Below are 15,353 nucleotides of genomic sequence, written 5' to 3'. Positions count from 1 at the left end.
TCGCATGGCGGATTATTGGGACTCGGCAGCGTGATGCCCTCTCCCCGGCCGACCTGCTGCGCCTCGTCCAGGGCGAAGGAGCCTCCGGTTGGCAGAGCAAACGCAATCACCACAATCAGACAGATGAGAATTTTCATGGCATCTCCTCCTACTCCAGACAATATTCATCTGGGATCACTGGATCACCCGAACAGTCGTCGTCAGGATCGTCACATAGCAATGTCAACGTGTAGCATCCCTGGGTCTGATCGCCGGGAGCCGCATTATAGGAAGTGACATCCCAAAGACTGAGGCAGTACCTGTTGGATGTACCCAGGCAGGGCTCGCACTGCTTATTCACAGTTTCATCCGCTCTAATCCCCAGCCAGAAACATCCATCGGCGGTTACACAGTATTTAGTACTGAGGGAGCCCGAGCAGGTCTCCAGATCCACATTAGTCACCTTCTGGAATCCGAATCCTGTATCATTCCAACATCCAGCGAAGCAGTCACATTCGATCGTGCAATTATAAACTGTTCCTGATTGACAGTCCCCAAGGAACATCAATGTGTCGCCGACCGACAGGTATCCGGGCGTTCCGCCGACGCACGCCGTTACCTCGTCGGCGCAGGGTGGACTTGCACTGAAGAGCAGCACCAGGAGCGTGACACCAAGAATCGTCCAGGCGCCTAGTGCCCCCCCCCCGAGTTTATGTTTGGCGTTCATTTGCCTCCCCTCCTCTCAAACTCCTCGCGGTTGGCTCCGGTTGCTGGGATAGGATTGCCCCTCTGATTCTGACGGCACCAGCCTATCCTAAAGGAGGGTGCTCGTCAAGTGTGTGTGTCTGTCGGTCGATTCGGTGAAATTCGCGGGACGAACAATAATCATGGGATCCACACCGGCAACACGGCCCTAAAAATCCGCGTATGGAAGGAAGAGTTCTCAGAGGATCACAAAATCGGCTTATGAACCGGAGGTCTTGTATGACCGCGTCTTGCAACGCCCCTCGCAATCTTGCCCTGTTGTTCCCCGCAGCCTGTCGCCGTCTGCCCATTTTGGCCGTTTGTTTTTTTGTTATAGGGGGGGCGGCGTTCTCCGGTGGCGCCAAAGCGCAGGATGGCAAAAAGATTATCCGGAATACCGCGCCGGCGCATCCGCCGCTGACTCTCAAGCTCGAAGAGCTATGGCGCGCCGGCGGTAATGCCGAGGGGATCATGTTCGGCCTGCCGGTCGAGGCGATCGCTGATGATGAGGGCCGGGTTTATCTTGTTGACCAGCAACTCTGCCAGGTCTTTGTCTTCGGTCCGGATGGCGGGCTGGAACGGACGCTCAGCCGGCAGGGCGAGGGCCCCGGCGAGGTGGGCATACCGGTCGATATTGTAAAACTCCCCGACGGCACTTTCGGGCTTGCGGAATTCTTTCCTGGAAAACTGGTAAAGGTTACGCCTGAAGATATTCCCGCCGGCGAAATTGTCTACGATATGAGCGAAGAGGGCGTCATCGGCGGGATAACCCTGCAAACGATGGCGGAAGCCGTGGGTGAACATTTAATGATCGCCGGGTCGCGATCTGTCCCCAAGCCGAATGTCTTGGAGCGGTCCCATTTCCTGGCGGCGGTCGATCCGGCGGGTCGTCAGATTCTTCGCTACATCGAGCAGGTTTCAGAGATTGAACGGCCGCACTCCGTTGTTCACGAGGACGATTTCCTTCCTTGTTTCTCTTTGGCAAACGCCATGGGGCCGGACGGCCGTGTCTATGCCCCAAGCCAGCGCGAAGAGTATTCTATCTCCGTCTTTGAGCCGGACGGCGCCCTTGTTCATCTCATCGAACGCCCTGACTTTGAACCCTGGAAGCGCAATGATCTCGACATGCGGCGGATCACCGCCCTTTTCCACGCTTGGGCCGGCGGCAATCCCGACACGTATCCCGAATTCGATTTAAAGGATACGGAGCGGGCGATCACAGCCTTGCACATTGACGAAAAGGGACAGCTTTGGGTTCAGCATAGCCGGAGCAACCGGGATCTGCCCGAGGGGGTCTTTCTTAATCTTGACCTGTATGATGCCGGGGGGCGCTGGCAGCGTGAAGTCCAACTGGTTTGCGAGGGAAGCCCGGTGAGCGATGGGATACGTTTCCTCGGTGACGGCCGGGTGCTTCTCATCAAGGGTTTTGTCGTGGCGCGTCTCGCCTGTCTCGGCTCCGGCCTGGCGACACTCGGCGAAGACGACACGGAAACGCTTGAGATTATCTGCTACCGGCTGCCCACGTGACGCCGCTGGGGTCATCTGTCACCGGTTGCCTTCTTGAAGCGTTTCCCATTCGATGAGCGCCTCGTTCAATTTGACGCGAATCCGTTGATAGGCCTCGCCGAGACGCTGCGCCGCGGCCATATCCCCGGTGGGGTTTGACAATTGCTCGGTTGTGCGGGAGAGCTTGCCTTCCAGCTCGGTGATCTCAGCTTCGACCTGGGCGATTCTCTTTTTTATCCGCTTCTGCTCGAATTTCGAGAGGGGCGGTCCATCGGGCCTGTCGCCATCCGCCGGATCAGCCGCCACTATATTTGCAGCCGGCGCCGCCGAGGGCGCCGCGGCAAAGGCGCCATCTGCGTCCCGTCCCGATTCCAACGCCGCCCGGTATTCATTGTAGTTGCCCTCGAAGACAAGCAGCTTCTGCCGTTCTGTATCGATCGTCCAGACCTGGGTCGCCAGGGCGTTGATCAGGTAGCGGTCGTGTGAAACGAGCAGCACCGTCCCCTCATAACCGGAGAGCATCTCTTGAAGGATCTCCTGCGAGGCGATGTCGAGATGATTCGTCGGCTCATCCAGCACGAGGAAATTGGCGTTGGAGAGCGCCAGCTTCGCGAGCGCCAGCCGTCCCCGTTCGCCGCCTGATAAAACACTTACCTTTTTAAAATGCTCATCACCCGAAAAGGTGAAGGTGCCGAGATGGGAGCGGATCTCGGCGGGCATCATGGCCGGCGCCACCGTCTGAATTTCTTCTATCAATGTTAAAGTAGGATTCAGTTCTTCATGCGCCTGGGCGAAGTAACCGATTTCGAGGCTCGCCCCCTGCGTGAGTTTGCCGGAAAGGGGTTGAAGTTGATCGAGCATGGTGCGGAGAAAAGTTGTTTTACCCGAGCCGTTCTCGCCGATCAGGGCGGCGCACTCACACCGCGTCAGCAGCAGCTTATCAATGCTGAAAAGGAGTCTATCCGGATAACCAATCCGGAGTTTTTCCGCCCGCAAAACAATGTTGCCGCTCCGCCGCCGGGGTTTGAGATTCAGTTTCATGGCGCGGCCGTGCACGTCGATTCCCGACAGCGTCTTGAGACGCCGGCCCACTTCCTCGACACTCATCGTACGGGTGGATTCGCCGACCTCAAGCCAGCGCTTGCCGCGGATCCCCTCGAAACCGTGATTCTCAATCGCCCGAATCATCCGGCTGAGACGCCGCAACCGGCCCTTCGCCTGCAGGGTATTGCCGCCGGCGATATTGCGTTTTATAAAATCGAGGTCTTTGGCAAAACTCTCCCTCTCGCTTTCGATATGCCGGGCACGTTCCTCCCATCGTTGCTTGCGTTGCATGGCGTAGGCGCTGTAGTTGCCGCGGAAGGTTTCGAGTCCGATCCGGCGCATCTCCCAGATATGATCGACCGCCTTGTCGAGGAAGTAACGGTCATGCGAAACGATGAGGACGGCTCCCGGCCAGGTGCGAAGACGGCCCTCGAGCCACTCGACGGCGCCGATGTCGAGATGGTTGGTCGGCTCGTCGAGGATAAGCAGATCGGGATTTGAGAGAAGCAGGCGCGCGAGGAGGGCGCGTGTCCGCTGGCCGCCGGAGAGATGGGGCAGCGGCATTTCAAAGTCATCTTTAACAAAACCGAGGCCCGAGAGGGTTTGTGAAATGCTGGTCTCATAGGAGTACCCGCCGGCGCTCTCGAAGTCGGACTGCAATTGCCCATACTCTTTCACGAGGGTTTCATCGTCCGGCATCGCGGCGATTTTCTTTTCCAGCTCCCGCAGCCGGATTTCCTGCCGCGGAATCTCTCCGAAAGCGCGAAGGCACTCTTCCCACAGGGTGTGGGTTTCATAAAGACCGGCTTCTTGCGGGAGGTAGCCGATCGAGAGGTCGCGGGCCTTTTGCATGGCACCGTCGGAGGGCGGCTCCTCGCCGATCAAGAGCCTCAAGAGGGTCGTCTTGCCGATGCCGTTGGCGCCGACAATGGCGATCCGGGCATGGGGAGGCAGCTGAAAGGAGACGCCGCTGAAGACGAGCGCGCCGCCGTATGATTTGGCCAAGTTGTTAGCGGTGATTAGAGACATCTCGCGCGCCTTCTGCCGGGAATCTCCGGCCTTGATGGGGTTGACCGGAAGTCCGGGTCGGATTTTTGCAGATCAGAATTTATCATCCAGAATCCATTATAGTAAGTTCGCCTCAGGATATTGGGATGAATCGAGGGTTCTTTTCAGATTCCGGCGCCGCCGTGAGCTGAGCTCTCAATAGCCTCCTGGAAAAGGGGCGCGTCTCCCGAGCCAACATGACCCGATCCTCAGCTTTACCTGCAGGGCAAAAGTCTCGCCGGCGAGACAAATTCCTCTAATTTGTTTATTGTCAAACAATTACAGATTTTAAATGCCATGCCTGCTTTCCTGATTCGCCCGCCGGCCTGAACTCGGTTTTGCCCGCGGGCAAAAATGCATCCATCAAGATCATGTTTACATCATGGCAACCATCCCTTGACCTGTTCTCCATTGGGAGCTAACTTTACTTGTCGCACCAGAATGGAGCGTTTCTCATTTGAATCGGCCTGATATGATCTGATGATTTTGCGCCACATCTCGCCGCTGAAGCCGATGGATACGGGAAACGACCTTGATTCAGCAAAACCGGATGGCCGTGCGGGTTAACTCATGGAATTATCCGAACTTCGCGAAATCGGCGCAAAGCCCATCTCCGGCGATAACCCGGCCGGTGACGGATGCCGGGATGAGCCCACATTCGAGCTTCTCCAGGGGGAGATGCGCTCGCTCGAACTGCCCGACGCTTCCCCGCCCGATTGGCCGAAAGTCCTGCAATACTGCAACGATCTGCTGACCCAGAAGGCCAAGGATCTCCTTGTCGCCGTTTATCTTACGGTGGGACTCATCCACACTTACCGTTATACGGGCCTCATCACCGGCCTTCAGATCCTTCTGGACATGATCAAAGAGCATTGGGACGGCCTGCATCCTGAGAAAAAGCGGATCAGGGGCCGCATCGCAGCGCTGGAGTATCTGTCGGAGCGGGGCGGGCAGGGGTTCAAACGCCTGCAGCCGACGGTTGCTGATGCTGAAATCATCGAGGAGGCGAGGCGCCTCCTGGAAGAGGTGCAAGGCGTTCTGGCAGAAAAGATTGAAGGTTCAGGCCCCTTCCTCACCGAAATTCAGAGCGCCTTGAACGAGGCGGCCACCAAGGCCGCAAGGCCGGAACCCAAACCGGCCGCTCCCACCTCGTCGACAGCGGGGCAAGCGGCGGCGATGCAAGCGGGGACTGAAGCCGTTCCGGGGACCGCATCATCGCCCCCGCCGGGAGAGATCGCATCGGAGGAATCGGCCGGCCGCGCGCTGAACACCATCCGTCAGACGGCCCGGTCTATTGCCGACTATTATATGGCCCACGATCCGACGAACCCTCTGGCCTACCGCCTCCCGCGATGCCTGGCCTGGATGGAGGTGACCGGTTTGCCGACCCATACCGGCGATCAGACCCATCTCCCTGGTTTCCAGCCGCCCGATTTTCTGGACCGGCTGCAGGAGTCCTTGGACCGGGGCCAGTGCAAAACAGTTCTCGATGAGGCTGAAGGGCGGTTCCCTTCAGCCATCTTATGGCTTGATCTCAATCGATTTACGGCCGAAGCATTGGAAGGTCTGGGGGAGGATTATTACCCCGCGGCGGAGGCGGTGCGGCAGGAGGTGGGCTCGCTGCTGCGGCGGCTCCCCGGCCTGATCGCGTTGAAATTCCGGAGCGGCCAACCCTTGGCCAATGATGAGACGCAGCGTTGGATCCGAACGCGGATCCAGACGGCCGCCCAAGGGGATGGGCCTTCGGTTGAAGCGCCCCTTGCATCCGTTTCATTGGCGGATGAGGATGATACCGGTGCCTTCAAAGTCGGACGGGAGGAGGCGCGCTCGCTGGCCCGGCAGAAAAAGCTGGCCGAGGCTGTCCGGCTTCTGGAGGATGGCGCCCGCAAGGCCGGGTCCTTCAAGGCGCGGGTTCTGTGGAGGCTGGAGGCGGCGTTCCTCTGTATGGAGAAGAAACACGAGGAAACCGCTCTGGCCATTCTCGAGTCCCTCGATGAAGCGATGCGGAATTCCACCATCGCGGATTGGGACCGGACTCTTTATTTGGATGTGGTAAAGTCATTGTATCTTTGTCACACCAAGGTTGTCTCTGCGATGAGACAACCCCCTCCGGATGCCGCAACGCGTTCGCAGGAGATCCTCACACGGCTCTGCCGTGTCGATCCCGCGACGGCGCTGGCGTTGGAAGGTAAGAAGTAGAAATCAGAAGGAGGAAGTCATGGCGAAGGAAGGGTCCGTCGCTCCAAAAGAGCGCGTTAATATTGTCTATAAGCCTGCGACCGGCGACGCCCAGGCGGAAATTGAACTTCCGTTGAAAATGATGGTCATGGGCGATTTCACATTGCGGGAAGATGAAACGCCGCTGGAAGACAGGAAGGTTGTCAATGTGGATAAAGACAACTTCAGCGAGGTGATGGGAAAGCAGAATCTCAATCTGACCTTCAATGTCGCCGATCGGCTCAGCGGCGCCAAAGACGCTGAACTCCCCGTCAATCTAAACTTCAAAGACCTTAAGGATTTTGAACCCGGGGCGGTCGCGCGCCAAGTTCCTGAGTTGGCGAAGATGTTGGAATTGAGAGACGCGCTGACGGCGTTGAAGGGCCCGCTGGCGAATGTGCCGGCATTCCGCAAGAAGATTGAAGCGCTCCTCAAGGATCCCGAAAAGCGGGACAAACTGATCAAGGAGCTGGGGTTGGATGAATCCGGTGCGGAAAAGCCCGAATAGGTCGTAATGAGTGATGACCCGCGGGCTGATCACACCGGTCCGCTATGGTTCACATGAAGGAAAGGTGACCCGAAGGACGCTTGGAGGTAGGTTATGGCGGATCAGGAGATGGAGAAAAAGGGAGCCGAAGCGGAGGCCGTAGAAGCTGAAGGTTCGATTCTTGATCAGATTGTACAAACAACAAAGTACAAACCCACGGATGAGAGCTATGCCATCGCCAAGCGCGGACTCGAGGCCTTCATCAAGGAATTGGTCCGCCCCGGTGCTGTAACGGCCAAGGTTCATCAGTCCGTGGTCAATCAAATCATCGCTCAGCTGGACGAGAAGCTTAGCGGGCAAATCGATGAGGTGCTTCATAACGACCAGTTCCAGAAGATGGAATCGGCGTGGCGCGGGATGAAGCTTTTAATCGACCGGACTGATTTCCGCGAAAACATCAAGGTCGAAATGCTGAATGTCTCTAAGAACGATCTGCTCAATGACTTTGAGGATGCGCCGGAGGTCGTGAAGTCTGGTTTGTATAAGCATGTATACACCGCCGAGTACGGGCAATTCGGCGGCGAGCCGATCGGCGCGATGATCGGCAATTACGAGTTCACGCACCATCCCCAGGATATAAAGCTGCTGCAGTACGTGGCCAGCGTCGCATCGATGGCGCATGCGCCGTTCATCACCTCCGTCGGCCCGCAGATGTTCGGGGTCGACTCCTTTACGGAGGTGCCGAACCTCAAAGACCTCCATTCGATCTTCGAAGCGCCGCAATATGCGAAGTGGAGATCCTTCCGGGAATCTGAAGACGCCCGCTCCGTGGGTCTTACGGCGCCGCGTTTCCTCCTGCGCCTGCCCTACGGCGAGGAGACGATCCCTATTAAAGATTTTAACTATGAAGAAAAGGTGACTGACGGCCACGAGAAGTATCTCTGGGGGAATACCGCCTTTACCTTCGCAACGCGGCTGACCGACAGCTTTGCAAAATACCGCTGGTGTCCGAATATCATCGGCCCCCAAGGCGGCGGCGCCGTAGAGGACCTCCCGGTGCATGTCTTCAAGGCGATGGGAGCGATGGAACAGAAGATTCCCACCGAGGTGCTTCTGTCCGAACGGCGCGAGTTTGAGATGGCCGAGGAAGGTTTCATCGGCCTCACGATGCGCAAGGGAAGCGACAACGCCTGTTTCTTCTCCGCGAACTCGTGCCAGAAACCGAAGTTTTACGGGCAATCAAAGGAAGGAAAGGAAGCCGAGGCCAATTACAAATTGGGCACACAGCTTCCCTATATGTTCATCATCAACCGGATGGCGCACTACATCAAAGTGCTGCAGCGGGAAGCGATTGGGACTTCCAAAGAGCGCGGCGATCTCGAGCGGGATCTGAACAAATGGATTTCACAATACGTTCTTCAGATGGATGTGGCGGATGCCGGAAGCAAGGCCCGCCGTCCCCTGCGGGAAGCCCAGATCACGGTTGAGGATGTCGAGGGCGATCCCGGCTGGTACAAGGTCGGCATTAAAGTGAGGCCGCACTTCAAGTACATGGGCGCCTTCTTTACATTGTCGCTCGTTGGAAAACTGGACAAGTAGGAGTTCAAAAAAGAAAACCCGGAGCAGCGGTCGGAAGGGAGCGGTTCGATGCGATGATCCGGATTTGGGCATCCGAATGTTGGTCGCAAACTAAGGAGGGTTGCAGTTATGCCGATGCCAATCCATTTGACGATTGAGGGCATGACCCAGGGGGCTTTTGAAGGTCCCGTTAAGATGAAAGGCCGGGAGGGCACGGTTCTTGTACAGGCGTTGGTCCATGAGGTGTTGATGCCGCGGAGTCCACAAACCGGGCTTTCCACGGGCAAGAGGATGCATAATCCCTTGGTGGTGACCAAGGAACTCGACAAGATCTCACCGCAGCTTTATCTGGCGCTGGTGACCGGGGAGCATTTGACGGTGACACTCAAGTGGTACCGGCCGAATCCCGAGGGCGGCGCCTCCGAGCAGCATTATTTCACGACTACTCTGACCAACGCCGTTCTTGTCAGCATCAAGGAATACATCCCCAATGTCTTGGATGCGAGGAATAACAACTTCACCCATATGGAAGATGTCTCCTTCACATATGAAAAGATCGTCTGGACCTTTGTGCCGGACGGCGTGGAGTCGGAGGACGATTGGCAGTCCCCTGTGGAGTAATCCGCATCATTGACACCTTGTGGCGTTCGATCCGGGAGTGCCAAAGACGCTCCCGGGTTGGACTCACTTTAGTTTAAGCGGCTCCCAGGGAGGTTGCTATGCCCCGGGAAAGGAGCCTGCTGGATCGGGTTCGTGATCCCGATGCCGGAGAGGCCCGCAGGATTCACGGAAATACGGCGCGATTGGCGGAGTCTGTTCTGGATAATCTGCGCCGTCTTCTGAATTCCCGCCACGGTCACGCGCTCACGCAGGATGACTATGGGATTCCCGATCTGACAGAGGTCATCCATAATTATCCCGAATCGATCGCCGGTATGCGGCGCGCGATCCGGCGGGCGATTGAAAAGTATGAACCCCGCCTGGAGCGAGTCCAAATCCAACACGCGCCGAACGACGACGATCCCTTTGCGCTCCGCTTTGAAATAAAAGCGCGGTTGGTGACCGAGGAGGGGAACGCCTCTGTCTGGTTCGAAACGCGGATTGACACCTCAGGCGAAGTGCAGGTCAAGGGATAAAGGGCGGTATGTTTAACAAATACTACCAGGATGAACTCCGATATCTCCGGGATCTCGGTTCTGAGTTCGCCAAGGCCCATCCGGCCGCAGCGCATCTTCTCGCCGGGGAGGGGAGTGACCCCGATGTGGAGCGGCTGCTCGAGGGGTTTGCCTTCCTATCCGCGCGCATCCGCCAGAAATTGGATGACGAGCTTCCCGAGTTGACCCATGCGCTCATTGGGCTTTTGTGGCCGCATTACCTCCGTCCGATTCCATCGATGGCGATGCTGGAATTTTCCCCGATGTTTCCGAGTCTTCGCGAGGACCGGATGATCCCAAGGGGAAGCGAGATCGAATCGGTGCCGGTCGAGGGCACATCCTGCCGTTTTCGTACGGCGTATGATGTGCCGGTTCATCCGATCGAGCTGGAACATGTGCATCTCGACACACAAATCGCAGGACCCTCGCGGCTGATGTTGAAATTCCGCCTTCACAACCAGGTGCCGCCCGGCGCGATGGATCTTAAGAGCCTCCGGCTGTTCCTGCACGGCGAAGCGGCTACATCCTACGCCCTTTACCTTCATCTCTGTGAACATGTAAAAGAGGTACGGCTTCGTGTTGAACAGGCGGGCCGCCCTGAGGGGGAATGGCCCTCGGCGAGGTTGAGGATCAAACCCGGTGGATTCGGCGAGAACGAGAATCTGCTGCCCCATCCGGCGGCGTCTTTCCCGGGCTACGGACTCCTTCAAGAGTATTTCACATTGCCCGAGAAGTTTTTGTTTGTAGAACTGAAAGGACTGGATCAACTGGGATCGATGGATGTCGAGGAGCTTTTCCAGGTTGAAATCGAATTCACGCATCAGCTCGATGCAAATCTGCGGCCGGAAGATGAGAATATCCGCCTTTATTGCACCCCGATTGTAAATCTCTTCCCGAATCAAGGCGACCCTATTCGGTTGGACCGGACACAAACTGAATACCGCGTTCGTCCGTCCGGCCGCCATCCTCTTCATTATGAGATTTATTCCATCGATCAGGTCTCCGGCTACCGGACGGGAACGGCGCGCGAAGTCATATTTCCGCCCTTCTATTCATTTGTGCACAGCCTCGCCGAGCGCCAAGGATCTTATTATCTTGCCAGGCTTCAGAGTTCCGTCATCGATGAGCGGGTCGATACCTACCTCTCCTTTGCTGACGCGCAGGGGGAGGACGACCTTCCGGCCGTTGAGACGATCTCGCTTGACTTGACCTGTACAAACCGGCGTTTGCCGGAGGGGTTGCGGATGGGCGATATCAAGATCCCGACGGAAAGCTCGCCGTCTTTTGCAAAATATAAAAATATAACGGTGCCGAAGCCTTCGGTTGCCCCTCCATTGCATGGAGATCTGCACTGGCGGTTGATTTCACACATGTCCCTCAATTATCTCTCTCTGATCAGTGTGGAGGGGTTGCGCGGGATACTTGAACTTTACAATTTTCAGGTTATCCGGGATCAACGCGCCGCGCGGGCGAATGTCCTGCGGATGAAAGGGATCCAGACTGTCACCGCACAACCGCGCGATTTTATGATTCGCGGTTTTCCCGTGCGCGGAAACCAGGTGACGATTGAAATGCTGGAGGACCATTTCGCAAACGAAGGGGATCTCTATCTCATGGGTAGCATCCTCGATGAATTCATCGGACTCTACGTGACGTTGAATTCCTTCACACAGCTCACGGTTAAAGGGATGCAGCGCGGAGAGGAATATTCGTGGCCATGCCGGACCGGTCGACAGCCCCTCCTGTGATCGAGAGACTGCTGGAAGCGAGTCATCGATACTCATTTTTCCAGCTGGTGAATCTTATCCTGCGCCATCAGCCGGAGAGCCTTCTGCCCGGCATGGAAGGCCCGCCGGAACGCGAGACGATCCGCTTCCGTCCGAACACCACTCTTGGTTTCCCCCCCTCCGATGTCGCCGGCGTCGAAATGACCAAAGGCGAATTGTTTCCCGAACAGTACAATGTCACGGTGAACTTCATGGGGCTCTATGGCCCCGCCTCTCCGATGCCGACCCATTTTTCAGAAGAGATCCTTTGGAGCGGCCCGGATGCCTCGCCCCTCAGGGATTTTCTGGATATTTTTCATCACCGTCTTATCTCCTATGTTTATCGCGCGTGGTTGAAATACAGGCATGATTCTTTGTTCAAGTCCAAACCGCAGGATCATCAGACACGCCGGATGCTGTGTCTGGTCGGATTGGGAACGCGGGGGATTCAGAATACGCTGGGACCGCCGGATGTCCTGCTGCTGCGGACGGCCGGACTTTTTGTTTCGCAGTCCCGGTCGGCGGCGGGGCTCGAAGCGCTGCTCTCCGCGCAATTCGACGGGCTCAGGGTTCGCATACAAAGCTGCGTGGAACGGAGGGTGCCGATCCCACGTGACTCAATTTCACAATTCGGCCGGCGTTTTTCACGGCTGGGTCGTGATTTGGTGATCGGGGAGAGTGTTCGGGATGTGATGGGGGCGTTCCGGGTTATTATCGGACCGATCTCTCTCGACACCGCGCGCACAATGCTTCCCGGTGGAGAGGCCCTGCACAACCTGGTTCGCTATGTCCGCCTCTACATATCCGACCCGTTGCATTTTGATATCCTATTGAGGATCAAGGCCCCCGAAGTGCCCTCGCTCCGTCTTTCGGCCGGCGCCGGACTGCCGCTTGGGCGGCTGAGCTGGCTCACACCGCGCGGCCGCGATGAGGGGCGGGTTGTTCTTTCGATTAAGAAATTGGATCCATTGAGAAGGAGTTCCGCTTCCCCGGAGCGTTCATCCGCCGGGAGCGGGGGAACCCCGACAAGGAGAGCGTCATAATGGAAGTTGATATCAAGGGACTTATAAAAAAACTCAACAGCTATTGCACTCATAGCCTGGAGGCTGCGGCCGGCTTATGTGTATCGCATGGACATTACGAGGTGACAGTCGAACATCATTTGCTGCAGCTCCTCGAAGATCCCAATACAGATATCCACCAGATTCTAAGGCATTTCGAAATCAATCCATCCCGGCTGATAAAGGCGCTGCAGCATATTCTGGAGCGCCGGCGCACCGGAAACTCGGGCCGCCCGGTCTTCTCTCCACTGCTGCTGAATTGGATTCAGGATGCATGGCTGCTTTGCTCCGTTGATTATCAATTATCCCAGATCCGCTCCGGTATGCTCCTGCAGGCGTTGGTTCTGCGACCCGACCGCTACACCGAGGAAGATCTTGCACAATTGTTGGATGGAATAGGGGTGGATGAACTCAAGAAGGATCTCTTCGGCATCACCGCGGCCAGCCGCGAGGCGGAGATGACGCAGGAAGAGGCCACCCCGGGCGGCGCTCCGACACCGGGTCGGCCGATGGACGAAACGGCGATCGGGCGTTTCTGTATCGACTTCACGGCAAGGGCCCGCGCCGGGGAAATCGACCCCGTCTTCGGGCGCGATGCGGAAATCCGCCAGATGATCGATATTCTCGCCCGCCGGCGCAAGAATAATCCCATCGTCGTCGGCGAACCCGGCGTGGGGAAGACCGCGGTCGTGGAGGGACTCGCTCTTCGGATTGTTGAAGGGGATATTCCGGATGTTCTGAAGAACGTGCGACTTCTCGGCCTCGATCTAGGCCTGCTACAGGCCGGGGCCGGCATGAAGGGCGAGTTTGAAAATCGACTGAAACAGGTCATTTCGGAGATCAAGGGGTCGCCGACGCCGATTATTACATTTATTGATGAGGCGCATACCCTGATCGGGGCCGGAGGCTCCGCCGGGAGCGGCGACGCGGCGAACCTGCTCAAACCGGCGCTCGCCCGGGGGGAATTGCGCACGGTCGCGGCGACGACCTGGTCGGAGTACAAAAAGTATTTTGAGAAGGATCCCGCTCTCGAACGGCGGTTCCAAATTGTAAAACTCGATGAACCTTCGGTCGAGGCGACGATCCTCATGATGCGGGGTCTCCGCGAGAAGTACGAAGAGGCGCACGGCGTCCGGATTCTCGAAGACGGCGTTATCGCCTCGGCGAAACTCTCCAGCCGTTATATCTCCGGCCGTCAGCTTCCCGACAAGGCCGTTGACCTTCTGGACACCGCGGCGGCGCGTGTGCGCGTGGCCGGAGGCGCCAAACCAGCCGAGCTGGATGATCTCGAAAGGCGAATTCAGGGTCTGGAGCGCGAGCTCAAGGCGCTGAAACGCGATGAGGCCCTGGGATTGGAGGTTGATGGAGAGCGGGTGGGCGCCTTGGAGACAGAGATCGCAGCGCTTGGGGAATCCCGCAAGGAGCTGACCGCCCGGTGGAATAGGGAGAGGGAAGCTGTAAAGAAAGTACAGGAATTAAGAGCGAAGTTGGTGCCCGGTGATGCGGTCTCGGCAAAAGCAAAAAAGGCTGCGGGTAAAATAGAGATCTCGGACAAACCCAAAGATGTCGCGGTTGAACCGGAGGGGACGGTTGCCGGAAAAGAAAAGCCGACTGAGGACAGGCCGGTTGCGGAGATGCCGATTGATGAAGAGCAGCTCCGCAAAGATTTGAACGCGGCGCTGGAGGCGCTTCAGGAGATCCAGGGCGATCATCCGCTGGTTCCGATTGTCGTGGATGGAACGTTGGTTGCCAATGTTGTCAGCGCATGGACCGGCATCCCGCTCGGTAAGATGATGAGCGATGACGCCAGCGCGATCCTCAATTTTAGAACAGGTCTGGCAGGCCGGATCAAAGGTCAGGATCAGGCGATTGATGCGGTGGATCGGGGAATCCGCGCCTCCCGCGCGGGATTGAACAATCCCAAGACACCCATCGGCGTCTTTCTCTTTGTGGGCCCCAGCGGTGTCGGCAAAACCGAGATGGCCCTTTCCGTGGCTGATCTCATGTTCGGCGGCGAGCGTTTTGTCACCACGATCAACATGTCGGAGTTCCAGGAGAAACACACGGTGAGCCGCCTGCTCGGCTCACCGCCGGGGTATGTCGGGTATGGCGAGGGGGGTGTATTGACTGAGGCTGTCCGGCAGCGGCCCTACTCCATTGTTTTACTGGATGAGGTGGAAAAGGCCGATCCTGAAGTCATGAACATTTTCTATCAGGTCTTTGATAAGGGGATGCTGGCCGACGGCGAGGGGCGGGTGATCGATTTCAAAAACACCGTTATTTTCTTGACGAGCAATCTCGCCACCGATTTGATCACGGGTCTTTCTACGGGACCGGTGCCGCCGTCCTGCGAGGAGATTGTAAAAGCCATCCGCCCGACCCTCTCGCAACATTTCAAGCCCGCCCTGCTGGCCCGTATGGAGATTGTTCCCTTCTATACGCTGGGCACAGATGTTCTCAAAGATATCGTCGTCCTTAAACTCAAGCAGATCGGCAACCGGCTGATGGAAAGCCACAAGATGAAATTCGATATCGATCCGGCCGTTGTGGATCTGATCGCCAATCGTTGTACGGAGGTGGAAACGGGCGCCCGGAATATCGACCACATCATCCGGCAAACATTGCTGCCTCTCCTCTCAACGTCGATATTGGAGAAGATGGCGGAAGGGCCGCTTGGCGATTCGGTGAAGCTCGGCGTCGCGGAGGATGAATCCTTCACGCTGAATTTTGCGGAGCCGGAGCCGGAATAAGGATCTAAGAGGAGCTGAAG

General features: G+C 57.2%; 11 protein-coding genes. 9 read left to right on the top strand and 2 right to left on the bottom strand.

The genetic code is table 11. The features are described from left to right. Positions 1 to 148: 148 nt before the first annotated feature. On the bottom strand, positions 149 to 706 hold the full coding sequence (locus KJ970_18105) for a hypothetical protein (protein MBU2692836.1): 558 nt from the start codon (positions 704 to 706) through the stop codon (positions 149 to 151). Positions 707 to 963: 257 nt separating this feature from the next. Here KJ970_18105 and KJ970_18100 point away from each other — a divergent pair, with 257 nt between their 5' ends. Beyond that, entirely contained in the window at positions 964 to 2,250 is a 1,287-nt protein-coding gene (locus KJ970_18100) for a hypothetical protein (GenBank protein MBU2692835.1), read from the top strand. An 18-nt stretch (positions 2,251 to 2,268) separates the two neighbouring features. On the opposite strand, the gene KJ970_18095 is transcribed toward KJ970_18100, so the two are convergent. Then, positions 2,269 to 4,302 carry an ABC-F family ATP-binding cassette domain-containing protein gene (locus tag KJ970_18095; GenBank protein MBU2692834.1) on the bottom strand — a complete coding sequence of 678 codons (2,034 nt, stop codon included), beginning with the start codon at positions 4,300 to 4,302 and terminating at the stop codon, positions 2,269 to 2,271. Positions 4,303 to 4,890: 588 nt separating this feature from the next. Between KJ970_18095 and tssA the strand changes: the two genes are divergently transcribed. From tssA to tssH, 8 genes are all read left to right on the top strand, one after another. Continuing rightward, positions 4,891 to 6,519: a type VI secretion system protein TssA gene (tssA, locus tag KJ970_18090; protein MBU2692833.1), complete on the top strand. Its 1,629-nt coding sequence runs from the start codon at positions 4,891 to 4,893 to the stop codon at positions 6,517 to 6,519. A gap of 19 nt (positions 6,520 to 6,538) precedes the next feature. Then, complete coding sequence (gene tssB / locus KJ970_18085; protein ID MBU2692832.1) at positions 6,539 to 7,045, top strand: type VI secretion system contractile sheath small subunit; 507 nt, start codon at positions 6,539 to 6,541, stop codon at positions 7,043 to 7,045. Between the two features lie 93 nt (positions 7,046 to 7,138). Beyond that, complete coding sequence (tssC, locus tag KJ970_18080; GenBank protein ID MBU2692831.1) at positions 7,139 to 8,623, top strand: type VI secretion system contractile sheath large subunit; 1,485 nt, start codon at positions 7,139 to 7,141, stop codon at positions 8,621 to 8,623. Between the two features lie 108 nt (positions 8,624 to 8,731). Next, the gene (locus KJ970_18075) at positions 8,732 to 9,223 is read left to right on the top strand and encodes an Hcp family type VI secretion system effector (protein ID MBU2692830.1); all 492 of its coding nucleotides are present in this window, start codon (positions 8,732 to 8,734) and stop codon (positions 9,221 to 9,223) included. A 98-nt stretch (positions 9,224 to 9,321) separates the two neighbouring features. Further along, the gene (tssE, locus tag KJ970_18070) at positions 9,322 to 9,738 is read left to right on the top strand and encodes a type VI secretion system baseplate subunit TssE (GenBank protein ID MBU2692829.1); all 417 of its coding nucleotides are present in this window, start codon (positions 9,322 to 9,324) and stop codon (positions 9,736 to 9,738) included. Between the two features lie 8 nt (positions 9,739 to 9,746). Then, entirely contained in the window at positions 9,747 to 11,504 is a 1,758-nt protein-coding gene (tssF, locus tag KJ970_18065) for a type VI secretion system baseplate subunit TssF (GenBank protein MBU2692828.1), read from the top strand. Beyond that, a complete protein-coding gene (tssG, locus tag KJ970_18060) occupies positions 11,501 to 12,565 on the top strand; it encodes a type VI secretion system baseplate subunit TssG (GenBank protein ID MBU2692827.1) in 1,065 nt (354 codons plus the stop codon). The genes tssF and tssG overlap by 4 nt, the downstream gene beginning before the upstream one ends. Beyond that, complete coding sequence (gene tssH / locus KJ970_18055; GenBank protein MBU2692826.1) at positions 12,562 to 15,333, top strand: type VI secretion system ATPase TssH; 2,772 nt, start codon at positions 12,562 to 12,564, stop codon at positions 15,331 to 15,333. Before tssG ends, tssH begins: the two co-directional genes overlap by 4 nt. Positions 15,334 to 15,353 lie beyond the last annotated feature (20 nt).

Source organism: Candidatus Eisenbacteria bacterium (assembly GCA_018831195.1).
GTDB lineage: Bacteria > Eisenbacteria > RBG-16-71-46 > CAIMUX01 > JAHJDP01 > JAHJDP01.
This window is presented reverse-complemented; position numbering and strand designations above follow the sequence as displayed.